Genomic DNA, 23,776 nt, shown 5'->3' on the forward strand with positions numbered 1-23,776 from the left:
GATATTGAAAGGAGGAACTAATTATGCCTCGTAAAGGTCCTGTAACAAAACGTGATGTACTACCTGATCCGATTTATAATTCCAAGCTTGTAAGCCGCCTTATCAACAAAATGATGGTAGACGGTAAAAAAGGTACTTCTCAAAAGATTCTTTATGGAGCGTTCGAAATTGTTAAAGAACGTTCTGGACAAGAGCCAATCGAAGTATTCGAAGCAGCTTTAAATAATGTAATGCCAGTTCTTGAAGTGCGCGCTCGCCGTGTAGGTGGAGCTAACTATCAAGTACCGGTTGAAGTACGCCCTGAACGTCGTTCTACTCTAGGCCTTCGTTACCTTGTAAACTATTCACGTACACGTGGAGAGAAGACAATGGAAGAACGTCTAGCGAACGAAATTCTTGATGCATCAAACAACACAGGTGCTTCTGTTAAACGCCGTGAAGAAATGCACAAAATGGCTGAAGCCAACAGAGCATTCGCTCACTATCGCTGGTAAGGTCGGATAAACAACAGCAGTAATCCGAAACGGAAGGAGATTACAAAATGGCTAGAGAGTTCTCACTAGAGAATACTCGTAACATTGGTATCATGGCTCACATTGACGCTGGTAAGACAACGACAACAGAGCGGATCCTTTTTTACACAGGTAAAATCCACAAAATTGGTGAAACGCACGAAGGTGCATCACAAATGGACTGGATGGAGCAAGAACAAGAACGTGGAATCACGATTACTTCTGCTGCAACAACAGCAGCATGGAAAGGTCACCGCGTAAACATTATCGATACACCGGGACACGTAGACTTCACGGTTGAAGTTGAACGTTCACTTCGTGTATTGGATGGTGCTGTAGCGGTACTTGATGCACAATCAGGTGTTGAACCACAAACAGAGACAGTTTGGCGCCAGGCGACAAACTACAAAGTACCACGTCTCGTATTCGTAAACAAAATGGATAAAACAGGTGCTGACTTCCTTTATTCAGTAGGTACACTACGTGACCGCCTACAAGCGAACGCACACCCAATCCAATTGCCAATCGGTGCGGAAGATAACTTCTCAGGAATTATCGACTTAATCGAAATGAAGGCAACAATGTATCCGAATGATCTAGGAACAGATACAACGGTGGAAGAAATTCCGGCTGAGCATCTTGAACTAGCTAAAAAATACCGTGAGAGCCTAATCGAAGCTGTTGTAGATTTCGATGAAGATCTTATGGAAAAATACCTTAGCGGTGAAGAACTTACAATAGAAGAACTTACAACGGCTATTCGTAAAGCTACGTTGGCAGTTGAATTCTATCCTGTTGTTTGTGGTACTGCTTTCAAAAACAAAGGTGTACAACTAGTATTAGATGCGGTAGTAGACTACCTACCATCACCACTTGATGTACCACCAATGATGGGCTTCAACCCTGATACTGAAGAAGATGAAGTGCGTGAGTCGACTGACGAAGCGCCATTCTCAGCACTAGCATTTAAAGTTATGACGGATCCTTATGTAGGTAAACTTACATTCTTCCGTATTTACTCTGGTGTTCTTCAAGCAGGTTCTTATGTAACTAACTCTACAAAAGGCAAGCGTGAGCGCGTAGGACGTATCCTACAAATGCACGCAAATAGCCGTGAAGAGATTTCTGAAGTACATGCGGGTGAAATAGCTGCTGCTGTTGGTTTGAAAGATACAACTACTGGAGATACACTATGTGATGAGAAGTCATTGATCATTCTTGAATCAATGGTATTCCCAGAGCCAGTTATCTCTGTAGCAATCGAACCTAAAACAAAAGCGGACCAGGATAAAATGGGCCAAGCTCTTGGTAAGTTACAAGAAGAAGATCCAACATTCCGTGCGCATACAGATCAAGAAACAGGAGAAGTAATCATTGCGGGTATGGGTGAACTTCACTTGGATATTATCGTCGACCGTCTACGCCGTGAATTTAAAGTGGAAGCAAACGTGGGTGCACCACAAGTTTCTTACCGCGAAACATTCCGTGCGTCAGCTGAAGTCGAAGGTAAATTCGTTCGTCAATCAGGTGGACGTGGACAGTTTGGTCACGTATGGGTCGAATTTGGTCCAAACGAAGAAGGAAAAGGATTCGAGTTCGTAAACAACGTTGTTGGTGGTTCTGTTCCTCGTGAATACATCCCAGCAGTTGAAGCAGGTATTCGTGATTCACTAGATAACGGTATTTTGGCTGGATATCCTTTAATCGATGTCAAAGCACGCCTGTTTGACGGATCTTACCATGACGTTGACTCCAACGAAATGGCATTTAAGATCGCTGCGTCAATGGCTTTGAAAAATGCTGCATCAAAATGTAAACCTGTAATCCTTGAACCAACTATGAGAGTAGAAGTTATCATTCCGGAAGAATACATGGGCGATATCATGGGTGATATTACATCACGCCGTGGCCGTGTAGAAGGTATGGAAGCTCGTGGTAACGCACAAGTAGTTCGTGCAATGGTTCCACTTGCTGAAATGTTCGGTTATGCAACATCTCTACGTTCAAACACACAAGGCCGCGGAGTATTCTCAATGGTGTTTGATCACTATGAAGAGCTACCAAAGTCTATTGCAGAAGAAGTAATTAAGAAAAACAAAGGTGAATAATAAAGTTCATCCTTGTTTCCTATAAAAAATACTTGTAAGATATGGATAGTCGAGAGGACGCTTTCGGCTTTCATACTATAAAAACTAATTTTTTTAAATAAAGGGAGGACCTCTAAAATGGGTAAAGAAAAATTCGACCGCTCCAAGGAGCACGCAAACGTAGGAACAATTGGTCACGTTGACCATGGTAAAACAACTTTGACTGCTGCAATCGCAACAGTTCTTTCTAAAGCACAAGGTGGAGAAGCAAAGTCATACGCTGACGTTGATAACGCACCTGAAGAAAAAGAGCGTGGAATTACAATCAGTACTTCACACGTTGAGTACGAAACTGACAAGCGTCACTATGCACACGTTGACTGCCCGGGTCACGCTGACTATGTTAAAAACATGATCACTGGTGCTGCACAAATGGACGGCGGAATCCTAGTAGTATCTGCTGCTGATGGCCCAATGCCACAAACTCGTGAGCACATCCTTCTTTCACGTCAAGTAGGTGTTCCTTACCTAGTTGTCTTCATGAACAAATGTGACATGGTAGATGACGAAGAACTACTTGAATTAGTAGAAATGGAAATCCGTGAACTTCTTTCTGATTACGATTTCCCAGGTGATGACATTCCAGTAATTAAAGGATCAGCACTTAAAGCTCTTGAAGGAGAGCCAGAGTGGGAAGAAAAAATCCTTGAACTTATGCAAGCAGTAGATGACTATATCCCAACACCAACTCGTGACACTGACAAGCCATTCATGATGCCTGTTGAGGACGTATTCTCAATCACAGGTCGTGGTACAGTAGCAACTGGCCGCGTTGAGCGTGGAGTAGTTAAAGTCGGAGATGTTGTTGACATCATCGGTCTTGCTGAAGAACCAAAAGCTACTACTGTAACTGGTGTAGAGATGTTCCGTAAACTTCTTGACTATGCAGAAGCTGGCGACAACATCGGTGCTCTTCTTCGTGGTGTAGCTCGTGAAGATATCGAACGTGGACAAGTTCTTGCTAAGCCAGGAACAATCACTCCACACACACAGTTTAAATCTGAAGTATACGTTCTATCAAAAGAAGAGGGTGGACGTCACACTCCATTCTTCTCAAACTACCGTCCTCAGTTCTACTTCCGTACAACTGACGTAACAGGTATCATTCAACTTCCTGAAGGCGTAGAAATGGTTATGCCTGGGGATAACGTTGAAATGACAGTTGAACTTATTTCTCCTATCGCGATTGAAGAAGGTACTAAATTCTCAATCCGTGAAGGTGGACGTACAGTTGGAGCTGGCGTTGTAGCAACAATCACAAAATAATTTGTTTTGATCCCGCCCTTGAGGCGGGATTTTTTTGTTTTTAGAAAAAGTATATAATAGAAAATACTTTCAATTGCTCAGTAAACAATAGAGAAATTAAATCTTTAAGTGGACTTCGAATCACGTGCAAAACACAAAGAAAGCTGATAGTATAGTAAACGGATTAAAAGTTAAACTAATTTCTTCAAAAGGGTTGCACAATCCTTTTATATTATGTATAATGTTGAATGTTGGTCTTTGACTGCGATGAAGCGAGAGGTTACCGATACACCCGGCCGCTTTGCCATGGCGCGTGTAAGGAAAATTTTCGTGGAGAATTGTCTAGAAAATAGGCGAAAGGGAGGGAAAATAATGGCAAAACAAAAGATTCGTATTAGATTGAAAGCTTACGATCACAGAATGATCGATCAGTCAGCTGAAAAGATTGTTGAAACGGCTAAACGTTCTGGAGCTAGTGTTTCAGGTCCAATTCCGTTGCCAACTGAAAGATCAGTTTACACGGTATTGCGTGCTGTTCACGTATACAAAGATTCACGTGAGCAATTTGAAATGCGTACGCACAAACGTTTAATCGATATTGTGAATCCAACACCACAAACGGTGGATGCACTAATGAAGCTTGATTTACCATCAGGCGTCGACATCGAAATTAAACTATAAAACATAAATTAAACAATATTACAGGAGGTGTGACTAATGACCAAAGGAATCTTAGGAAGAAAAGTCGGAATGACGCAAGTATTTGCTGAAAACGGCGATCTAATCCCAGTAACAGTGATTGAAGCTACTCCAAACGTTGTACTTCAAAAGAAGACAATCGAGACAGACGGCTACGAGTCAATCCAACTAGGATTTGATGATAAACGTGAAAAGCTTTCAAACAAGCCAGAACAAGGCCACGTTGCAAAAGCTAACACTGCACCTAAGCGCTTCATTCGCGAAGTTCGCGGAGCTGACGTTAGTGCATACGAAGTTGGTCAGGAAGTCAAAGTCGATACATTCGCAGAAGGCGAAGTAGTAGACATTACAGCAAAATCAAAAGGTAAAGGTTTCCAAGGGGTTATCAAGCGTCACGGTTACTCACGCGGACCTATGTCTCACGGATCACGTTTCCATCGCGCACCAGGTTCACTTGGAGCAGTTGATGCACAACGCGTATTCAAAGGCAAAAAACTACCTGGACGTATGGGTGGCAAAACCATCACGATCCAAAACGTTGAAATCGTACGAGTTGATCTAGAGCGCAACTTGATATTAGTAAAAGGTAACGTTCCTGGAGCACGTAAATCACTTGTACAAGTGAGAAGCGCAATCAAAGGGAACTGAGTAAAACAGGAAGGAGGAAACAGGAATGCCTAAAGTATCTGTAGTAAGTCAAACAGGCTCTGCTGTTGGTGACATCGAATTAAACGATGCGATCTTCGGAATCGAGCCAAATCAAGCAGTATTATTTGAAGCAATTGTTCAACAACAAGCTTCTTTACGTCAGGGTAACCACAAGGTTAAAACTCGCGCGGAAGTAGCAGGCGGCGGTCGTAAGCCGTGGCGTCAAAAGGGTACAGGTCGTGCTCGTCAAGGTTCGATCAGATCACCACAATGGCGTGGAGGCGGTATCGTATTCGGTCCATCACCACGTAGTTACAGCTATAAAATGCCTAAGAAAGTTCGTCGTTTAGCACTTCTATCCGCTCTTTCTACGAAAGTAGCAGCTGAAGAACTAATCGTTCTAGACAACTTAGCATTTGACGCACCAAAAACGAAAAGCTTTGTACAAGTGCTTGAAGATCTTTCAATCACGAAGAAAGCATTATTCGTTACAGCTGACCAAGAAGAAACAGTAGCATTATCTGCTCAAAATCTTCGAGGAATCAGTGTTGTTACAGCAAGTGGCATCAATGTTTTAGACTTAGTCGGACATGATCAGCTTGTTATGACAAAAGCAGCAATAGAAAAAGTCGAGGAGGTGCTTGGTTAATGGAAGCACGTGATATTCTGAAACGTCCGGTCATTACCGAGCGTTCTTCTGAACAAATGGAAGATTTAAGAAAATATACATTCGAAGTCGATACACGCGCGAGCAAAACTCACGTCAAACAAGCTATCGAAGAAATCTTCGGTGTTGAAGTAGCAAAAGTCAACGTTATGAACTACAAAGGTAAGTTCAAGCGTATGGGGAAACATGCTGGTTATACAAACAAGCGTCGTAAGGCAATTGTTACACTAACTACTGATTCCAAAGATATCGAACTTTTTGAAATGTAATTAAACCATAATAAATGAAGGAGGGAACACAAAATGGCGATTAAGAAGTACAAAGCTACCTCCAACGGACGTCGTAACATGACTACTTCTGATTTTGCAGAAATCACAGTAAGCAAACCAGAAAAATCATTGCTTGAACCAGTCAAGCGTAAAGGCGGACGTAACAACCAAGGTAGAATGACAGTTCGTCACCAAGGTGGAGGACACAAGCGCCAATACCGCGTCATCGATTTCCAACGTCGGAAAGATGGCATTCCAGGACGCGTTGCTACGATCGAATATGATCCAAACCGTTCTGCAAACATCGCATTAATCAATTATGCAGATGGAGAAAAAAGATATATCCTTGCTCCAAAAGGATTGACAGTAGGTTCCACAATCGTTTCAGGACCAGAAGCGGATATCCGCGTAGGAAATGCTCTACCACTAGAGAATATCCCTATGGGTTCCACGATTCACAACATTGAAATGAAGCCAGGCAAAGGCGGACAATTAGTTCGTTCAGCAGGAACTTCAGCTCAACTACTAGGACGTGAAGGCAAATATGTCATCATTCGTCTACAATCAGGAGAAGTTCGTATGATCCTTGCTACTTGCCGTGCTACAATCGGTCAAGTTGGTAACGAACAACACGAATTGATCAACATTGGTAAAGCAGGTCGTTCACGTTGGTTAGGCAAACGCCCAAGTGTACGTGGATCTGTAATGAACCCTAACGATCACCCACACGGTGGTGGTGAAGGACGTACGCCAATCGGTATGCCAAGTCCTGTTACTCCTTGGGGTAAACCAACTCTTGGATTCAAGACACGTACGAAGAACAATAAATCAGATAAACTTATCGTTCGCCGTCGTAAAAAATAATGTTATTGCACTGCGGTTCAGTAGATGGACCGTAGTACATACTCGGAAGGAGGTTCCAGAATGGGCCGCAGCTTGAAAAAAGGACCTTTTGCAGATGACCATTTACTAAAAAAGGTTGACGCACAAAAAGACTCAGAAAAGAAACAGGTTATTAAAACATGGTCACGCCGTTCAACAATCTTCCCGACATTCATCGGATTGACGATTGCAGTATATGATGGACGTAAACATGTTCCTGTTTATGTAACAGAAGATATGGTAGGTCACAAACTAGGTGAATTCGTACCTACACGCACATACAGAGGCCATGGTGCCGACGATAAGAAAACAAAACGCTAATTTGAGAGGAGGTTATCCTGATGCAACAAGCTAAAGCATCTGTACGTACAGTCCGTATTGCTTCTCGCAAAGTTCGTTTGGTCGTTGATCTTATCCGCGGCAAGAATATAGGTGAAGCTATGGCTATTCTACGACTTACGCCTAAAGCGGCATCTCCAGTCGTGGAAAAATTATTGAAATCAGCAATTGCAAACGCTGAACATAACTACGAAATGGATACTGAGAACTTAATCGTCAGTGAAGTATTCGTAGATGAAGGACCAACAATGAAACGTTTCCGTCCACGTGCACAAGGTCGTGCGAGTGCGATCAACAAACGTACAAGCCACATCACATTAGTGGTATCTGAAAAGAAGGAGGGGTAATTAGTGGGCCAAAAAGTACATCCTAATGGACTACGTGTAGGCGTCATCCGTGACTGGGACTCAAAATGGTACGCGGAAAAAGATTATGCGTCCTTACTACATGAAGACTTAAAGATCCGTGAATACATCGAAAAACGTCTTATCGAAGCTTCAGTTTCAAAAGTTGAAATTGAGCGTGCTGCTAAGCGTGTTAACATTACAATCCACACTGCAAAGCCAGGTATGGTTATCGGTAAGGGTGGTTCCGAAGTAGAAACACTTCGTAAGCAACTTAACGAAATTACAGGCAAGCGTGTACACATCAACATCGTAGAAATTAAGCGTGCTGATTTGGATGCGAGATTAGTCGCAGAATCAATCGCTCGTCAATTAGAAAGTCGTGTATCATTCCGTCGTGCTCAGAAACAAGCGATTCAACGTACTATTCGTTCTGGCGCAAAAGGAATTAAAACACAAGTGTCTGGTCGTCTCGGCGGTGCTGATATCGCTCGTGCAGAACACTATAGTGAAGGAACTGTCCCTCTTCATACATTACGTGCAGATATAGATTATGCACATGCTGAAGCTGATACTACTTATGGTAAGCTTGGCGTAAAGGTATGGATTTATCGTGGTGAAGTCCTTCCAGTAAAAGTTAAGAAGAACTCTGGGGAAGGAGGCAAATAATATGTTAATGCCTAAACGTGTAAAACATCGTCGTGTATTCCGTGGGAAAATGCGTGGTGAAACAAAAGGTGGCGCTACAGTTCAATTTGGTGAGTATGGTCTTCAGTCACTAGAAGCAAGTTGGATTACTAACCGTCAGATTGAATCTGCTCGTATTGCTATGACTCGTTACATGAAACGTGGCGGTAAAGTATGGATCAATATTTTCCCGCACAAACCATATACTAAAAAGCCTCTAGAAGTCCGGATGGGTTCCGGTAAAGGTGCTGTAGAAGGCTGGGTTGCAGTTGTGAAACCTGGTAGAGTAATGTTCGAAATTGCAGGTGTTTCAGAAGAGGTTGCTCGTGAGGCACTTAGACTTGCATCGCACAAACTTCCTGTAACAAGCAAGTTTGTAAAACGACAAGAAATTGGTGGTGAGTCTAATGAAAGCTAATGAAATTCGTGACTTAACAACTGCAGAGATCGAGCAAAAAGTGAAATCACTTAAAGAAGAGCTTTTCAACCTTCGCTTCCAGTTAGCGACAGGTCAATTAGAAAACACTGCACGCATCCGTGAAGTACGCAAATCGATTGCGCGCATGAAAACTGTAATACGACAAAGAGAAATCAGTGCAAATAACTGATGAAGGAGGTTGCAGCCATGACTGAGCGTAATCAGCGCAAAGTATACACAGGCCGAGTGGTTTCCGATAAAATGGATAAAACCGTTACGGTAATGGTAGAAACATACAAAAAACATTCTTTATACGGTAAGCGTGTAAAGTATTCTAAGAAACTTAAAGTTCATGATGAGCTAAACGAAGCGAAAATCGGCGATGTTGTACGTATTATGGAAACTCGTCCATTATCAGCAACTAAGCGTTTCCGTCTTCTAGAAGTCGTTGAAAAAGCGATCATCATCTAATAGGTTTTTAACTCAGATTTCGGAAGGAGGTAACCTCGATGATTCAACAGGAAAGTAGAATGAAAGTTGCTGACAACTCTGGTGCACGTGAAGTACTAACTATTAAAGTACTAGGCGGATCAGGTCGTAAAGTAGCTAACATCGGTGACGTAGTTGTTGTTACGGTTAAGAAGGCAACACCAGGTGGCGTTGTTAAGAAGGGTGACGTTGTTAAAGCGGTCATCGTTCGTACGAAAAGTGGAGTTCGTCGTAAAGACGGTTCATACATTACATTCGATGAGAATGCTTGCGTTATTATCCGTGATGATAAAGGGCCACGTGGAACACGTATTTTCGGACCAGTTGCTCGCGAACTACGCGACAACAACTTCATGAAAATCATTTCACTTGCTCCAGAAGTTCTTTAATTCTAATGACAGAGCCAGTCAAGGAGGTGCGATAAATGCACGTTAAAAAAGGCGACAAAGTAATGGTGATCTCTGGGAAAGATAAAGGCAAAACAGGTGTGATCCTAACTGCTTATCCGAAAAAAGACCGTGTGCTTGTTGAAGGTATTAATATCGTCAAGAAACACACAAAGCCGAACCAAGAAAACCCACAGGGCGGAATTGTAAGCCAAGAGTCTACAATACATGTCTCAAACGTGATGGTAATCGATCCTAAAACAGGCGAGCCGACTCGTGTAGGTTACAAGATGGAAGACGGTAAAAAAGTACGTATTGCAAAAAAATCCGGTGAATCATTGGATAAGTAAGTATTGCATTGAAGGGAGGTCCGACTGATGAGTCGTTTGAAAGAGAAGTTTTCTAAAGAAATCACACCTGCTCTAATGAGCAAGTTTGAATATACATCTGTTATGCAGGTTCCTAAAGTAGATAAAATCGTTATCAACATGGGTGTTGGTGATGCTGTCCAAAATACAAAAGCACTTGATGCAGCTGTTGAGGATCTTGCAACTATTTCAGGTCAAAAACCAGTCATTACTAAAGCGAAAAAATCTATCGCAGGATTCCGTTTACGTGAAGGAATGCCGATCGGAGCAAAAGTAACGCTTCGCGGTGAGCGCATGTACGAATTCCTAGATAAATTAGTTTCAATCTCATTACCACGTGTACGTGACTTCCGTGGCGTTTCTAAAAAAGCGTTTGACGGTCGCGGTAACTACACTCTAGGTGTGAAAGAGCAACTTATTTTCCCTGAAATTGACTTCGATAAAGTATCAAAAGTACGAGGGATGGATATCGTCATCGTGACGACAGCTAACACTGATGAAGAAGCACGTGAGTTGCTTGCTCAGTGTGGCATGCCATTCCAAAAGTAAAATAATAGGGAGGCGAAAACGTGGCTAAGAAATCTATGATCGCTAAACAGAAACGTACGCCAAAGTACAAAGTACAAGAATATACACGCTGCGAACGTTGTGGTCGTCCACATTCAGTATATCGCAAATTTAAACTTTGCCGTATTTGTTTCCGCGAACTTGCATACAAGGGACAACTTCCTGGCGTTAAAAAAGCCAGCTGGTAAACCCCTAATTAGGGAAGGAGGTTAATTCAAATGACAATGAGTGATCCGATTGCAGATATGCTTACACGCATCCGTAATGCGAACATGGTTCGCCACGAGAAGCTTGAGGTACCTGCTTCAAACGTAAAGAAAGAAATCGCCGAGATCTTAAAACGAGAAGGTTTCGTTCGTGATGTGGAATACGTGGAAGATAACAAACAAGGCATCATCCGCATTTTCCTAAAATACGGTCAAGATAACGAACGTGTTATCAATGGCTTGAAACGTATTTCTAAACCAGGACTTCGTGTATATGCTAAATCAAATGAAGTTCCTAAAGTACTTAACGGCTTAGGTGTTGCACTAGTTTCTACATCAAACGGTGTATTAACAGACAAAGAAGCCCGCGCTAAACAAGTCGGCGGAGAAGTCGTCGCTTACGTTTGGTAATTAGCTACAATTGAATGGAGGTGCAATAGAATGTCCCGTATTGGTAATCGTCAGATCGAAGTTCCTGAAAATGTTACTGTAACAATTTCAGATGCAAACTTCGCTACTGTTAAAGGTCCGAAAGGTGAACTTTCGAGACAATTAGATAAAGAAATTACGATCACTCACGAAGGTAATGTAATTACATTTACTCGTCCTTCTGAATCAAAAGCTCACCGTTCAATTCACGGTACTACACGCTCTGTTCTTAACAACATGGTAGTGGGAGTATCTACAGGATTTGAACGCACACTTGAATTAGTTGGGGTTGGATATCGTGCTTCTATGCAAGGGAAGAAACTTGTATTGAACGTAGGTTACTCGCATCCAGTTGAATTCACACCAGAAGAGGGTGTAGAAGTTGAAGTTCCAGCGAACACGAAAATCATCGTTCGCGGTTACAACAAAGAACACGTAGGTGCTCTTGCTTCTAATATCCGTCAAGTACGTCCACCAGAGCCGTATAAAGGCAAAGGTATCCGTTATGAAGGCGAAATTGTTCGTCGTAAAGAAGGTAAAACAGGTAAATAATACCGCCCGAGGTATTTGGAAGGAGTGACTCCGATGATCACGAAACAAGATAAAAACGCTGTCCGTAAAAAACGTCACGCACGTGTGCGTACGAAAATCAGCGGAACTGCAGAGCGTCCACGTCTAAACGTTTACCGTTCAAACAAGCACATCTATGCACAATTGATTGATGACTTGAATGGCGTAACAATCGTTAGCGCTTCTACAAGAGATAATGATGTTGAGGCTGGATCTACAGGTAACACTGAATCTGCAGCTAAAGTCGGCGAGCTTATTGCAAAGAAAGCTGTTGAAAAAGACGTTAAAGCGGTTGTATTCGACCGCGGCGGATATCTTTTCCACGGCCGTGTAAAAGCATTAGCTGACGCTGCACGCGAAAATGGTCTGGAATTTTAATAAGAGGGAGGGACATATTTCATGCGTCGTAATGATCAGAACAAAAGTGAGTTCGAAGAACGCGTAGTAACGATCAACCGCGTTGCGAAAGTTGTAAAAGGTGGACGTCGTTTCCGCTTCACTGCACTTGTCGTAGTCGGAGATAAAAACGGTCGTGTCGGTTTTGGTACTGGTAAAGCACAAGAAGTTCCAGATGCAATCCGTAAAGCAATTGAAGATGCGAAGAAAAACTTAATTGTAGTGCCAATGGTCAAAGGTACAACTCCACATGAAGTAATCGGACGCTTTGGTGCAGGACAAATCCTCATCAAACCAGCTGCTCCGGGTACTGGTGTTATCGCAGGTGGACCTGTCCGTGCGGTACTTGAACTTGCAGGCATCACGGATATTCTTTCTAAATCTCTTGGATCAAGCACACCAATCAATATGGTACGTGCAACAATCGAAGGGTTGCAGAATTTGAAACGCGCAGAAGACATTGCCAAATTGCGTGGTAAATCCGTAGAAGAACTGTTAGGTTAAGGGGGGAAATACAATGACGAACAAACTTGAAGTCACCCTTACGAAAAGTGTTATTGGTTCAAAACCAACACAACGTAAAACAATTGAAGCATTAGGCCTTCGAAAGTTAAATCAAACAGTTGAGCATCAAAGCAACGATGCCATCCGTGGTATGCTCACAAAAGTAAGCCACTTGGTAACCGTTAAAGAAATTTAAGTACTATTTTACAATAAGGAGGTGCCGATAAGATGAAATTACATGAGCTAAAACCAGCTGAAGGATCTCGCAGAAACCGCAAACGTGTTGGTCGTGGGATTGGATCTGGAACAGGTAAGACTTCTGGTAGAGGTCATGACGGCCAAAACGCTCGTTCAGGCGGTGGTGTACGTCTTGGTTTCGAAGGTGGACAAATTCCTCTTTTCCAACGACTTCCTAAGCGCGGATTCACGAACATCAATCGTAAAGATTATGCCATCGTTAATCTCGACACATTAAATCGTTTCGAAGAAGGCACGGAAGTAACACCGGAATTGCTAATCGAAACTGGTGTTGTAAGCAATGCTAAATCTGGTATCAAGATTCTGGGTAACGGAACACTTGATAAGAAGATTACAGTACGTGCTAACAAATTCTCCGCTTCTGCAAAAGAAGCAATTGAAAAAGCAGGCGGGCAAACAGAGGTGGTATAATGTTTCAGACAATCTCTAATTTCATGCGTGTGAAGGAGATCCGGTCTAAAATAATTTTCACCCTCCTAGTGCTCATCGTTTTTAGACTAGGGACATTTGTTCCGGTTCCAAACGTTGATGCAACTGCTTTACAACAATCTGATAACCAGTTTATCGGATTCTTGAACACATTTGGTGGAGGAGCGCTATCCAACTTCTCGATCTTTGCAATGGGGATTATGCCGTATATCACGGCGTCCATCATTGTACAACTCTTGCAGATGGATGTTGTTCCAAAGTTTACTGAGTGGTCAAAACAAGGGGACGTCGGAAGACGTAAACTTGCACAATTCACAAGATATTTCACGATTGTTCTTGCCTTTATTCAAGCACTTGCCATGTCGTTTGGTTTCAACCAAACATTTGGCGGCACACTGATTCAAGACAACAGCATATCCACTTATATCACAATTGCGATTGTGTTGACTGCAGGTACAGCTTTCCTTCTATGGCTTGGTGAACAAATTACTGCAAAAGGTGTTGGGAATGGTATTTCCATCATTATCTTTGCAGGGATTGTTGCCGGCATTCCGAATGCTGTTAACCAGTTGTATGTAACGCAAATTCAAGACGCTGGAGATGCACTATTTATTAGAATTGCAACGATGGTCTTACTACTGATCGTGATTGTAGCCATTGTAGTCGGAGTTATTTATTTCCAAGAAGCATTGCGGAAAATTCCGATTCAATATGCGAAACGTGTATCAGGACGTAATCAGTCTGTTGCAAGTCAACAAACACATTTACCTTTGAAATTGAATGCTGCAGGAGTTATCCCGGTAATCTTTGCGGTGGCATTCTTCATCACGCCACAACAAATCGCTCCGTTTTTCGGTGAGAACAGTGTAACTAAAACTATTATTCGGATCTTCGATTATACGAATCCGATTGGTATGATTTTGTATGTAACACTTATTATCGCGTTTACGTATTTCTATGCATTCATTCAAGTGAATCCAGAAAATATGGCAGACAATCTGAAAAAACAAGGTGCATATATCCCAGGAATTCGCCCAGGAGCAAACACTCAAAAGTACTTAACAAGTACTCTGTATAGACTAACGTTCGTCGGCTCGATTTTCCTTGCCGTCGTTGCGGTTATGCCAATCTTCTTCATCAATTTGGCTAATTTGCCTCAATCTGCTCAAATCGGCGGAACGAGCTTGCTCATCGTAGTAGGGGTTGCCCTTGAATCGATGAAGCAATTAGAATCACAATTAGTGAAGAGACATTACAGAGGCTTTATGAAATAAAAAGCAATAGCCTGACCTATTGTAAACAAATGGAGGGCAAGGACGTATGAATATCGTATTAATGGGTCTGCCTGGCGCTGGTAAAGGTACACAAGCAGACAAAATTGTCGAGAAGTACGGAATCCCTCATATTTCTACAGGCGATATGTTCCGTGCTGCCATCAAAGATGGCACGGAACTTGGAGTTAAAGCAAAATCGTTCATGGATCAAGGAGCATTAGTTCCTGATGAAGTTACCATTGGTATCGTGCGTGAGCGTTTAAGCAAATCGGATTGTGACAATGGATTCCTGCTTGATGGCTTCCCTAGAACAGTTCCTCAAGCTGAAGCACTAGATGCTTTACTTAAGGACTTAGGAAAAAGCATTGAGTACGTATTGGACATCGAAGTCGATACGGAAGAATTAGTTGCAAGATTATCTGGTCGGCGTATTTGTAAAGTGTGTGGCACTTCATATCACTTAATCTTCAACCCGCCAAAGGTCGAAGACGTGTGTGATAAGGATGGCGGCGAACTTTACCAGCGTGCAGATGATAATCCGGAAACTGTCATGAATCGTCTGGAAGTAAATATGAATCAGACAGCTCCTTTACTCGACTTTTATGGCGAAAAAGGTGTATTGACTAAAATTAATGGTCAACAGGACATTAATCTTGTATTCAAGGACTTGGATGCAATTTTGCAACAAGATAAAAAGTAATCAATCCTTTTCGGGCACGTCTTCATCATTGTTCGGAAAGTAATGGATGAAAACGAACTGCAAAAGCTTTAAGTTCCTGTTATAAGATCAATGAGAGTTTATCATTAATACCTTGGTAGTTCCGACATGCATTATATTGCCAATGGCAGTATAATAAATAATTGGCTCTGCGATGAGGGCAATAAAGGATCTCATTCGCAATTTATGCGAAACAGCGAAATGTGGCAGACGTCTTTCGAACATCACTCATGCTAACTGGACATATGTTGAAGGAAGCCTTTTGAAGGCAACTGATGCCGCTCGATGGTGAAAGCCTTTATTGGATATAGAAGGGAGACAGGATTGATGGCGAAGGACGACGTAATTGAGGTAGAAGGAACTGTTCTTGAAACGTTGCCGAATGCGATGTTTAAAGTGGAGTTAGAAAACGGACATACTGTGCTTGCACACGTGTCAGGTAAAATTCGTATGCACTTTATTCGTATTCTGCCAGGCGACAAGGTGACATTGGAACTTTCACCTTACGATTTAACACGTGGTCGTATCACATACCGTTTCAAATAAACTTTTGCACTCCCGAAATATTGAAGGAGGTTGGGTAGGATGAAAGTAAGACCATCTGTAAAACCGATCTGCGAAAAATGTAAAGTTATTCGTAGACGCGGCCGAGTAATGGTAATCTGTGAAAATCCAAAGCACAAACAAAGACAAGGCTAAAACACAAGGAGGTGCACAACTTATATGGCACGTATTGCTGGTGTAGACGTTCCGCGCGATAAGCGCGTTGTCATTTCATTGACATATATATTCGGTATTGGTAAAACAACTGCACAATCAATTTTAACTGCAGCTGATGTTTCTCAAGAGACTCGCGTTCGTGATTTAACTGACGCTGAACTTGATAAGATTCGTGAACAAATTGACGGCTTGAAAGTAGAAGGAGATCTTCGTCGTGAAACTTCTCTAAATATCAAGCGTTTGATGGAAATCGGTAGTAACCGTGGAATCCGTCACCGTCGTGGATTGCCTGTTCGTGGACAAAACACGAAAAACAATGCACGTACGCGTAAGGGTCCTAAACGCACAATGGCTAACAAGAAAAAATAATAGGTAAAGGAGGGTTCTTTCCAACATGGCACGTAAACAACAAACTCGTAAACGTCGTGTAAAAAAGAATATTGAAACTGGTATTGCACATATCCGTTCAACGTTCAATAACACTATCGTAACTATCACGGATAGCCACGGTAATGCACTTTCATGGTCTAGCGCTGGTGCACTTGGCTTTAGAGGTTCCCGTAAATCCACTCCATTTGCTGCACAAATGGCTGCTGAAACAGCAGCAAAAACAGCAATGGAACACGGTTTGAAATCATTGGAAGTAACAGTTAAAGGCCCAGGTGCTGGTCGTGAAGCGGCTATCCGTTCACTACAAGCCGCTGGACTTGAAGTTACTGCAATCAGAGACGTAACTCCAGTTCCACACAATGGTTGTCGCCCGCCAAAACGTCGTCGCGTATAATCGGTTTGAATCTATTGGATTAAGAAAGACAATTTTTGTTAATACTGTTGAAATAGACTATCTATTATCAGTGAATTCAATAAGGTTAAACCAATATTGAGACGTTTTGAGGAGGGTAAATTAATGATCGAGATTGAGAAACCAAAGATTGAAACAGTAACGATCGGCGAAGATTTACAGTTTGGTAAGTTTATTATCGAACCGTTAGAGCGTGGATATGGAAATACCCTAGGGAATTCCTTGCGCCGCATTCTCTTGTCTTCATTACCAGGAGCTGCTGTGACATCTATTCAAATCGATGGTGTACTTCATGAATTCGCTACAATTGAGGGTGTCGTCGAAGACGTATCTACAGTTATTTTGAATGTGAAGAAACTAGCACTCAAAATTTACTCAGATGATGAGAAAGTTATTGAGATCGATGTGAAGGGTGAAGGCGTCGTGACAGCTGCAGACATCACACATGATAGTGATGTTGAAGTATTAAATCCAGATCTCCCGATTGCTACTCTCGGTAAAAATGGACATTTACGTATGCGTATGTATGCTGTACGTGGACGCGGATATGTTCCTTCCGATCAAAACAAACGTGAGGATCTAGCGATTGGTGTGATTCCAATCGACTCGATTTACACTCCTGTATCACGCGTTAACTTCCAAGTTGAAAACACTCGCGTCGGACAAAGTACCAACTTTGATAAGTTGACACTCGATGTATGGACAGATGGAAGCATTGGTCCTAAAGAGGCAGTATCACTTGGAGCTAAAATTCTTACAGAGCATTTGAATATATTCGTTGGTATGACTGACGAAGCACAAACTGCAGAAATCATGGTAGAAAAAGAAGAAGACCAAAAAGAAAAAGTTTTGGAAATGACGATCGAAGAACTTGATCTTTCTGTCCGATCTTATAACTGCTTGAAGCGTGCAGGCATCAATACTGTTTTAGAACTTGCTAACAAGTCTGAAGACGAAATGATGAAAGTGCGAAACTTAGGCCGTAAATCACTTGAAGAAGTGAAGGCTAAATTGGATGAGCTAAACCTCGAGTTACGCTCTGAAGAATAACTGACATATATTGAAGGAGGGTAACTTCAAATGGGATACAGAAAACTTGGACGCACAAGTTCACAACGTAAAGCAATGCTTCGCGACTTAACGACAGATCTAATTATTCATGAGCGCATCCAAACAACTGAAACACGTGCGAAAGAATTACGTAAAGTAGTTGAAAAGATGATCACTCTTGGAAAACGTGGAGATCTTCATGCACGTCGTCAAGCGGCTGAATATATTCGTCGTGAAACGGTGACTGTTGAAAACGCAGAAGGCGAAGAAGCAACAGTGTTTGCACTTCAAAAACTTTTTGATACAGTAGCACCACGTTATGCAGATCGCCAAGGCGGTTATACACGTATAATGAAAATGGGACCTCGCCGTGGCGATGGCGCACCAGTAGTTATTATCGAACTGGTGTAATTCCAACACTTCGAGGGTGTGTCTGTCACGCACAGCACACCCTCTTATTACAAGTACGAGATTTATACGACATAAAAGCTGAGTGTTATGATCCGCGAGAAATCGACTGGTCTAGCTCTACGTACCTCATCTGAGATGTCGGCATGAGCACCCGGCATTTTCGTTTTCAAAGGCGCATTCCTTAGATGAGGTACGCGCTTTTTTTTTATACATAAGAATAATTGATTACATAAGATGTTTATTGATCCATACCACCACCTAAGAGGAGGAGTCCAGATGAAGGAAATAGCGTCGATGCACCAGGTGGAGTTTTCTTACGATATGGAGGAAGAGGAATCTTCTACTGTGTCAACTAAAGCATTAACTGATGTATCTTTCACCTTGTATGAAGGAGAATGGCTGGCAGTTGTAGGACATAATGGTTCTGGTAAGTCGACGTTAGCCAAGTTGTTGATTGGCTTAATGTTTCCTTCATCAGGCGAAGTACATCTCTTCTCGGAAAGACTATCAGAAGAGAATCTTTGGGAAACACGTTCGCGTATGGGTATTGTGTTTCAAAACCCTGATAATCAGTTCGTCGGTTCAACTGTGCAGGATGATGTAGCATTTGCACTTGAAAACAACGGTGTACCACATGAAATGATGGTTAAACGGGTTCATGAGGCTCTGGAACAGGTTAAGATGACGGATTACATCAATCATGAGCCCCATCATCTCTCAGGCGGTCAGAAGCAGCGTGTAGCGATTGCAGGCGCATTAGCTTTGCACCCTGAATTACTTATTTTAGATGAAGCTACTTCCATGCTGGATCCTCAGGGACGGGAAGAAGTAATTGAAATCGTCAAGAAGTTACGTTCTGAAATCGGCTTGACTGTGTTATCCATTACGCATGACTTGGAAGAAGTGTTATTAGCAGATCGTATATTGGTTATGAATGAAGGACAAGTATTGATGGTAGGTTCACCGCAGGAAATCTTTCAGCGAGGTACTGAGCTAGAAAAAGTCGGGCTCGATCTGCCGTTTGCTTTACGTGTTTCTGAATTATTAAGAACAGCTGGTGTAGAGTTGCAAGGCAATCATATGACAGAAGAAGAGTTGGTGAATGAATTGTGGACATATCACTTCAGCAAGTAGGATACTTATACGCTAAAGATTCACCCTTTGAGAAACGTGCCTTGCAGGACGTGACAGCTACGATTCCTTCCGGCTCTTATACGTCAATCATTGGTCATACGGGCTCGGGGAAATCGACCTTATTGCTACATTTGAATGGATTGCTAAAGCCGTCTGAAGGTATAGTCAAAATTGGTGACACGATGATTACAGCACAGACCAAAGGTAAGAAGATGAAGGAAGTTCGACATCAAGTAGGAATTGTGTTTCAGTTCCCTGAACATCAGTTATTTGAAGAAACAGTTGAAAAAGATATCATGTTCGGTCCTATAAATTTTGGCGTGTCGAAAGAGGTAGCAAGAGCTCGCGCACATGAACTAGTGAAACTTTTAGGTCTACCAGAGGATGTACTGCAGAAGTCTCCTTTTGAGCTGTCAGGAGGTCAAATGCGACGTGTTGCGATTGCAGGTGTGCTTGCATTCAAACCATCTGTGCTGGTCCTTGACGAGCCGACAGCGGGGTTGGACCCCAAAGGTCGAAAGGAGATCATGGAGTTATTCCACCATCTGCACATAACAGAGAATTTAACGACTATCCTCGTTACACATAGTATGGAAGATGCCGCACGCTATAGTGATCGGATCCTTGTAATGCATGAGGGGACAGCTGTAATGGAAGGGACGCCTGAAGATATATATAGTCTGGAAGAGGAACTTCTTTCATTTCGACTCAGCGTACCGCGTTCCGTGCGTTTTCAGCGAGAGATAGAAAAGATGAGTGGGCAGCGTTTTGATCGCATTGCACTAACGGAAGACGTATTGGCACAAGAGTTAGCAAAAGCCATTGCGAGAAATGAGGAGCGGCCATGTTAGAAAAAATGATTATTGGCCGTTTTATTCCTGGTACTTCCATTGTGCATCGTATGGATCCGCGTTCCAAATTGCTCTTTGTCTTTCTGTTTGTCGTAGCAGTGTTCTTGGCTAATAACGTAGTGTCCTATTCCATTTTGCTTGGATTCACGGCATTTGTCATTGCGCTTGCCAGAATCAGACCTTACTTTTTGATCAACGGGTTAAAACCGGTCATCTTTTTGATCATTTTTACTCTCCTATTACATATTTTCTTCACACGTGAAGGTCCCATTATATTTGAGTGGAAGTTTATCAAAATATATGAAGAAGGATTGCGAATGGGTATATTTATATCTATCCGGTTCTTGGTCCTCGTGCTGATTACGACCGTATTGACGTTAACAACTTCACCGATCTCGATTACGGATGGGTTGGAAACGTTGCTCAATCCTTTTAAAAAGCTTAAATTACCCGTACATGAATTGGCATTGATGATGTCCATTTCTCTACGATTCATTCCAACTCTAATGGACGAAACAGATAAAATATTAAAGGCACAACTAGCGAGAGGGTCTGATTTAAGTACCGGTACCATCAAAGAACGGGTGCAGGCAGTTATTCCATTGCTGGTACCGTTATTTGTTAGTGCATTTAAGCGTGCGGAAGATTTAGCGATTGCGATGGAAGTGCGTGGCTACCGTGGCGGGGAAGGTCGCACAAGGTTCCGCCAGCTATCTTGGCAAATGAGGGATACTGCTGTCTTGATCGCTTTTGTGCTATTGGTAGGTGTATTGCTGTGGGTGAGGAAGTGAATCAATTGAAACGAATGAAAGCGACTGTTTCGTATGACGGGACAAATTTTGCTGGCTATCAATCTCAGCCAGGCATGCGTACGGTTCAAGCAGAAATCGATAAGGCGCTTGTGAAATTGCATAAAGATCCTTCATCACATGCTGTAGCAAGCGGGCGAACGGATGCAGGTGTTCATGCACTTGGTCAAGTCATTCATTTTGACACACCTCTTGATTTAGGTGATCGCTGGCTGATGGCATTGAATGTACTGTTACCTAAGGACGTACGCATAACTGCGATTGAACAAGTGTCTAAAGATTTCCACGCTCGTTACGGTGCAAAAGGTAAAACATATCGTTATAAATGGTCCTATGGAGAATTGCAAAGTCCATTCGAGCGTAACTTTGCCGTCCATTTAGGTAGATGGAATCCGGATGTGGAACGAATGAATGCAGGCGCCGCCTATTTAATCGGCACTCATGATTTCACAAGTTTCTGTTCGGCGAAGACAGCTACTTCGAATAAAGTTCGCACGATCCGAAAACTAACACTAGAACGTCTTGGGGATGAACTGATACTTGAAGTGGAAGGTGATGGATTTCTTTACAATATGGTCCGCACGATTGCAGGTGCTTTGCTGGCGGTTGGCATTGGTTGGGACGAGCCGGAAGATGTCCAAAAAATTCTCGAGGCGAAAGATCGTCAAAGGGCAGGGAAGACAGCGGCAGCACACGGTTTGTACTTACTAGAGGTTACCTATTAAGCCCATGGCAACTAATCCTGGTGTATTCATAAAAACGCTTGACTTTATTGGAAATAAAGTATAACATGATAAATGGTATTTCAATAACCCCACAAACAAGCCCCGGAAGTTTATTTGTGTTTAGGGATAGAGAAAACAAGGGAACAGATTTGATATTTTAGGAGGAAATACAATATGCGCACAACATTCATGGCTAAAGGTCACGAAGTCGAACGTAAATGGCTAGTTGTCGACGCTGAAGGACAAACGCTTGGTCGTCTTGCTTCAGAAGTTGCAACTCTTTTACGCGGTAAACATAAACCAACGTTTACACCACATGTTGATACAGGTGATCACGTTATCATTATCAACGCTGAAAAAATCCAATTGACTGGTAACAAATTAAAAGATAAAATGTACTACCGTCACTCTGGTTACACAGGTAGCATCAAGTCACGTACTGCTCTTGAAATGCGTACTAACTACCCTGTGAAAATGCTTGAACTTGCGATTAAAGGAATGCTTCCAAACGGTCCTCTAGGTCGTCAAACTATCAAGAAATTACACGTATTTGCTGGTCCAGAACATCAGCATGCAGCACAAAAACCAGAAGCTTTTGAGCTTCGCGGTTAATTAAGAGGAGGAAACCCACTTGGCACAAGTACAATATATCGGCACTGGCCGTCGTAAAAGTTCAGTAGCTCGTGTACGTCTAATTCCTGGCGAAGGCAAAATTGTCGTCAATAATCGTGACGTAGAGGACTACGTACCATTCGAAACACTTCGTGAAATCATTAAACAACCACTAGTTACAACGGAAACACTTGGAAGCTACGATATCCACGTTAACGTTAACGGTGGAGGTTATACTGGTCAAGCAGGCGCAATCCGTCACGGCGTTGCTCGTGCATTGCTTACTGTAGATCCTGATTTCCGTGCAGCACTTAAATCAGCAGGATTCCTAACACGTGATCCACGTATGAAGGAACGTAAGAAACCAGGTCTTCGCGGCGCTCGTCGTGCACCTCAGTTCTCAAAACGTTAATTTGTTTTTTCAAAAGCTCTTCTCATTACTTTATGAGAAGGGTTTTTTTGCGTCTAGCATGAGTTACCTATAATGTGTGACCTCCTGTAGGCGCAATATAGTAATAGGAGATCTCAGCATGTTATCTAAAATGAAATCAGTACATGTTGTACTTTTATGAGTAGATATCTTGCCAGCCCCCTTATGTAAGCGGGAACACTTGAATCTTCACTGAGAAACTGTACAATAAATTAGTAGCAGTAACTCCAAAACACTTTCTAAAAGTTTGTGATAAAGAAAGTAGACCACCCTTCATTTCCAGTTGTTTTAGCTATTTGAGAGGCTCACGGATCACCCCCTGATGTAATGAGTCATTAACGAATCAACTGCGACTAGACCATTTACTAAAAAATGTTAACTTATCATGTGATTCAAATTCAGAGACAATTTGACAGACAATATAATCCTGCCGCTAACAGTATTTTTTTGTCTGCGTAGTGTTATGCGGTCAACGTTTATGCTAACTTGCATTTGGGTAAACTGTGACAAGTTGCACTTTTCTATTCAGACTTGCTTTAGTTCAATTGAATTGTGTGAATAAAAATGTGTGGAGCAATTGAAAGAGTATCCTAGGCTAATGTGAATTTTTATACTTTATAGAATGTTCGGTGGTTTTAATTACATGGTAAATTGTCAAATCAAGTCGAACGCGTCAGATAACTCATGAATACCTCAAAGGGCGTATTGAAATTAAGTACTTTTCTAGGAATTTGATTGAAATTTAACAAGAACCCTATGATCTCATTTTGAGTCAACCTAC

General features: G+C 42.2%; 38 protein-coding genes. All 38 read left to right on the forward strand.

Translation table 11 applies throughout. From position 1 onward, the window contains the following. Positions 1 to 23: 23 nt before the first annotated feature. The 38 genes from rpsG (at position 24) to rpsI (ending at position 22,977) form a co-directional block, all read left to right on the forward strand. Entirely contained in the window at positions 24 to 494 is a 471-nt protein-coding gene (gene rpsG / locus CSV72_RS10840; RefSeq protein WP_029053281.1) for a 30S ribosomal protein S7, read from the forward strand. Between the two features lie 47 nt (positions 495 to 541). Then, entirely contained in the window at positions 542 to 2,620 is a 2,079-nt protein-coding gene (fusA, locus tag CSV72_RS10845; RefSeq protein ID WP_099678369.1) for an elongation factor G, read from the forward strand. A gap of 117 nt (positions 2,621 to 2,737) precedes the next feature. After that, positions 2,738 to 3,925 (forward strand): elongation factor Tu, encoded by a 1,188-nt coding sequence (tuf, locus tag CSV72_RS10850; RefSeq protein WP_099633799.1) that lies wholly within the window; start codon positions 2,738 to 2,740, stop codon positions 3,923 to 3,925. A gap of 351 nt (positions 3,926 to 4,276) precedes the next feature. Then, positions 4,277 to 4,585: a 30S ribosomal protein S10 gene (gene rpsJ / locus CSV72_RS10855; RefSeq protein ID WP_085427465.1), complete on the forward strand. Its 309-nt coding sequence runs from the start codon at positions 4,277 to 4,279 to the stop codon at positions 4,583 to 4,585. A 36-nt stretch (positions 4,586 to 4,621) separates the two neighbouring features. Further along, entirely contained in the window at positions 4,622 to 5,251 is a 630-nt protein-coding gene (rplC, locus tag CSV72_RS10860; RefSeq protein ID WP_085427464.1) for a 50S ribosomal protein L3, read from the forward strand. Between the two features lie 25 nt (positions 5,252 to 5,276). Further along, positions 5,277 to 5,900 (forward strand): 50S ribosomal protein L4, encoded by a 624-nt coding sequence (gene rplD, locus CSV72_RS10865; RefSeq protein WP_099678370.1) that lies wholly within the window; start codon positions 5,277 to 5,279, stop codon positions 5,898 to 5,900. Continuing rightward, on the forward strand, positions 5,900 to 6,187 hold the full coding sequence (gene rplW / locus CSV72_RS10870; protein WP_099633802.1) for a 50S ribosomal protein L23: 288 nt from the start codon (positions 5,900 to 5,902) through the stop codon (positions 6,185 to 6,187). The genes rplD and rplW overlap by 1 nt, the downstream gene beginning before the upstream one ends. A 33-nt stretch (positions 6,188 to 6,220) precedes the next feature. Continuing rightward, positions 6,221 to 7,051 (forward strand): 50S ribosomal protein L2, encoded by an 831-nt coding sequence (gene rplB, locus CSV72_RS10875; protein ID WP_099633803.1) that lies wholly within the window; start codon positions 6,221 to 6,223, stop codon positions 7,049 to 7,051. A gap of 60 nt (positions 7,052 to 7,111) precedes the next feature. Then, positions 7,112 to 7,390 (forward strand): 30S ribosomal protein S19, encoded by a 279-nt coding sequence (rpsS, locus tag CSV72_RS10880; RefSeq protein ID WP_085132011.1) that lies wholly within the window; start codon positions 7,112 to 7,114, stop codon positions 7,388 to 7,390. 20 nt (positions 7,391 to 7,410) lie between these two features. After that, on the forward strand, positions 7,411 to 7,755 hold the full coding sequence (gene rplV / locus CSV72_RS10885; protein ID WP_037561627.1) for a 50S ribosomal protein L22: 345 nt from the start codon (positions 7,411 to 7,413) through the stop codon (positions 7,753 to 7,755). 3 nt (positions 7,756 to 7,758) lie between these two features. Next, positions 7,759 to 8,421 carry a 30S ribosomal protein S3 gene (rpsC, locus tag CSV72_RS10890; protein WP_029053271.1) on the forward strand — a complete coding sequence of 221 codons (663 nt, stop codon included), beginning with the start codon at positions 7,759 to 7,761 and terminating at the stop codon, positions 8,419 to 8,421. Between the two features lies 1 nt (position 8,422). Beyond that, the gene (rplP, locus tag CSV72_RS10895; protein WP_099633804.1) at positions 8,423 to 8,857 is read left to right on the forward strand and encodes a 50S ribosomal protein L16; all 435 of its coding nucleotides are present in this window, start codon (positions 8,423 to 8,425) and stop codon (positions 8,855 to 8,857) included. Then, positions 8,847 to 9,047: a 50S ribosomal protein L29 gene (rpmC, locus tag CSV72_RS10900; RefSeq protein WP_025783856.1), complete on the forward strand. Its 201-nt coding sequence runs from the start codon at positions 8,847 to 8,849 to the stop codon at positions 9,045 to 9,047. The genes rplP and rpmC overlap by 11 nt, the downstream gene beginning before the upstream one ends. Positions 9,048 to 9,064: 17 nt before the next feature. Then, a complete protein-coding gene (gene rpsQ / locus CSV72_RS10905; protein ID WP_029053269.1) occupies positions 9,065 to 9,328 on the forward strand; it encodes a 30S ribosomal protein S17 in 264 nt (87 codons plus the stop codon). 38 nt (positions 9,329 to 9,366) lie between these two features. After that, positions 9,367 to 9,735: a 50S ribosomal protein L14 gene (gene rplN / locus CSV72_RS10910; protein ID WP_081243203.1), complete on the forward strand. Its 369-nt coding sequence runs from the start codon at positions 9,367 to 9,369 to the stop codon at positions 9,733 to 9,735. A gap of 35 nt (positions 9,736 to 9,770) precedes the next feature. After that, positions 9,771 to 10,082 carry a 50S ribosomal protein L24 gene (rplX, locus tag CSV72_RS10915; RefSeq protein WP_029053267.1) on the forward strand — a complete coding sequence of 104 codons (312 nt, stop codon included), beginning with the start codon at positions 9,771 to 9,773 and terminating at the stop codon, positions 10,080 to 10,082. Between the two features lie 27 nt (positions 10,083 to 10,109). Continuing rightward, positions 10,110 to 10,649: a 50S ribosomal protein L5 gene (gene rplE, locus CSV72_RS10920; RefSeq protein WP_029053266.1), complete on the forward strand. Its 540-nt coding sequence runs from the start codon at positions 10,110 to 10,112 to the stop codon at positions 10,647 to 10,649. Positions 10,650 to 10,669: 20 nt separating this feature from the next. Further along, positions 10,670 to 10,855, forward strand: a complete 186-nt coding sequence (locus CSV72_RS10925; protein ID WP_008298870.1) for a type Z 30S ribosomal protein S14 — start codon at positions 10,670 to 10,672, stop codon at positions 10,853 to 10,855. Between the two features lie 30 nt (positions 10,856 to 10,885). Continuing rightward, the gene (gene rpsH, locus CSV72_RS10930; protein WP_029053265.1) at positions 10,886 to 11,284 is read left to right on the forward strand and encodes a 30S ribosomal protein S8; all 399 of its coding nucleotides are present in this window, start codon (positions 10,886 to 10,888) and stop codon (positions 11,282 to 11,284) included. Between the two features lie 30 nt (positions 11,285 to 11,314). Further along, entirely contained in the window at positions 11,315 to 11,854 is a 540-nt protein-coding gene (gene rplF, locus CSV72_RS10935) for a 50S ribosomal protein L6 (RefSeq protein ID WP_099633805.1), read from the forward strand. A 33-nt stretch (positions 11,855 to 11,887) separates the two neighbouring features. After that, positions 11,888 to 12,250 carry a 50S ribosomal protein L18 gene (gene rplR, locus CSV72_RS10940; RefSeq protein ID WP_029053263.1) on the forward strand — a complete coding sequence of 121 codons (363 nt, stop codon included), beginning with the start codon at positions 11,888 to 11,890 and terminating at the stop codon, positions 12,248 to 12,250. A gap of 21 nt (positions 12,251 to 12,271) precedes the next feature. Then, a complete protein-coding gene (gene rpsE, locus CSV72_RS10945) occupies positions 12,272 to 12,772 on the forward strand; it encodes a 30S ribosomal protein S5 (protein ID WP_083034251.1) in 501 nt (166 codons plus the stop codon). A 13-nt stretch (positions 12,773 to 12,785) separates the two neighbouring features. Beyond that, positions 12,786 to 12,968 carry a 50S ribosomal protein L30 gene (gene rpmD / locus CSV72_RS10950; RefSeq protein ID WP_083034250.1) on the forward strand — a complete coding sequence of 61 codons (183 nt, stop codon included), beginning with the start codon at positions 12,786 to 12,788 and terminating at the stop codon, positions 12,966 to 12,968. Positions 12,969 to 13,000: 32 nt separating this feature from the next. Next, positions 13,001 to 13,441 carry a 50S ribosomal protein L15 gene (gene rplO / locus CSV72_RS10955; RefSeq protein ID WP_083034249.1) on the forward strand — a complete coding sequence of 147 codons (441 nt, stop codon included), beginning with the start codon at positions 13,001 to 13,003 and terminating at the stop codon, positions 13,439 to 13,441. Next, the gene (secY, locus tag CSV72_RS10960) at positions 13,441 to 14,733 is read left to right on the forward strand and encodes a preprotein translocase subunit SecY (RefSeq protein ID WP_099630544.1); all 1,293 of its coding nucleotides are present in this window, start codon (positions 13,441 to 13,443) and stop codon (positions 14,731 to 14,733) included. The genes rplO and secY overlap by 1 nt, the downstream gene beginning before the upstream one ends. Positions 14,734 to 14,779: 46 nt before the next feature. Further along, positions 14,780 to 15,433, forward strand: coding sequence for an adenylate kinase (locus CSV72_RS10965; RefSeq protein ID WP_099633806.1), 654 nt, complete (start codon positions 14,780 to 14,782; stop codon positions 15,431 to 15,433). Positions 15,434 to 15,778: 345 nt separating this feature from the next. Beyond that, positions 15,779 to 15,997 (forward strand): translation initiation factor IF-1, encoded by a 219-nt coding sequence (gene infA / locus CSV72_RS10970; RefSeq protein WP_029053257.1) that lies wholly within the window; start codon positions 15,779 to 15,781, stop codon positions 15,995 to 15,997. Positions 15,998 to 16,036: 39 nt separating this feature from the next. Continuing rightward, positions 16,037 to 16,150 carry a 50S ribosomal protein L36 gene (gene rpmJ, locus CSV72_RS10975; RefSeq protein WP_076758849.1) on the forward strand — a complete coding sequence of 38 codons (114 nt, stop codon included), beginning with the start codon at positions 16,037 to 16,039 and terminating at the stop codon, positions 16,148 to 16,150. 24 nt (positions 16,151 to 16,174) lie between these two features. Further along, entirely contained in the window at positions 16,175 to 16,540 is a 366-nt protein-coding gene (gene rpsM, locus CSV72_RS10980) for a 30S ribosomal protein S13 (protein WP_085132003.1), read from the forward strand. A 25-nt stretch (positions 16,541 to 16,565) separates the two neighbouring features. Continuing rightward, positions 16,566 to 16,955 (forward strand): 30S ribosomal protein S11, encoded by a 390-nt coding sequence (rpsK, locus tag CSV72_RS10985; RefSeq protein WP_009499031.1) that lies wholly within the window; start codon positions 16,566 to 16,568, stop codon positions 16,953 to 16,955. 123 nt (positions 16,956 to 17,078) lie between these two features. Next, entirely contained in the window at positions 17,079 to 18,023 is a 945-nt protein-coding gene (locus CSV72_RS10990; protein ID WP_099633807.1) for a DNA-directed RNA polymerase subunit alpha, read from the forward strand. Positions 18,024 to 18,053: 30 nt separating this feature from the next. Then, on the forward strand, positions 18,054 to 18,434 hold the full coding sequence (gene rplQ / locus CSV72_RS10995) for a 50S ribosomal protein L17 (RefSeq protein WP_099633808.1): 381 nt from the start codon (positions 18,054 to 18,056) through the stop codon (positions 18,432 to 18,434). 276 nt (positions 18,435 to 18,710) lie between these two features. Then, a complete protein-coding gene (locus CSV72_RS11000) occupies positions 18,711 to 19,568 on the forward strand; it encodes an energy-coupling factor ABC transporter ATP-binding protein (protein ID WP_099633809.1) in 858 nt (285 codons plus the stop codon). After that, positions 19,544 to 20,419 carry an energy-coupling factor ABC transporter ATP-binding protein gene (locus CSV72_RS11005; RefSeq protein ID WP_099678371.1) on the forward strand — a complete coding sequence of 292 codons (876 nt, stop codon included), beginning with the start codon at positions 19,544 to 19,546 and terminating at the stop codon, positions 20,417 to 20,419. The genes CSV72_RS11000 and CSV72_RS11005 overlap by 25 nt, the downstream gene beginning before the upstream one ends. Further along, a complete protein-coding gene (locus CSV72_RS11010) occupies positions 20,413 to 21,210 on the forward strand; it encodes an energy-coupling factor transporter transmembrane component T family protein (protein WP_099633811.1) in 798 nt (265 codons plus the stop codon). The genes CSV72_RS11005 and CSV72_RS11010 overlap by 7 nt, the downstream gene beginning before the upstream one ends. 5 nt (positions 21,211 to 21,215) lie before the next feature. After that, positions 21,216 to 21,953 (forward strand): tRNA pseudouridine(38-40) synthase TruA, encoded by a 738-nt coding sequence (gene truA / locus CSV72_RS11015; protein ID WP_099678376.1) that lies wholly within the window; start codon positions 21,216 to 21,218, stop codon positions 21,951 to 21,953. Between the two features lie 174 nt (positions 21,954 to 22,127). Next, positions 22,128 to 22,565, forward strand: a complete 438-nt coding sequence (gene rplM, locus CSV72_RS11020; protein ID WP_029053249.1) for a 50S ribosomal protein L13 — start codon at positions 22,128 to 22,130, stop codon at positions 22,563 to 22,565. 19 nt (positions 22,566 to 22,584) lie between these two features. Next, the gene (gene rpsI, locus CSV72_RS11025) at positions 22,585 to 22,977 is read left to right on the forward strand and encodes a 30S ribosomal protein S9 (RefSeq protein ID WP_085131997.1); all 393 of its coding nucleotides are present in this window, start codon (positions 22,585 to 22,587) and stop codon (positions 22,975 to 22,977) included. The last annotated feature ends 799 nt before the right edge of the window (positions 22,978 to 23,776 follow it).

The organism is Sporosarcina sp. P20a (assembly GCF_002743175.1).
GTDB lineage: Bacteria > Bacillota > Bacilli > Bacillales_A > Planococcaceae > Sporosarcina.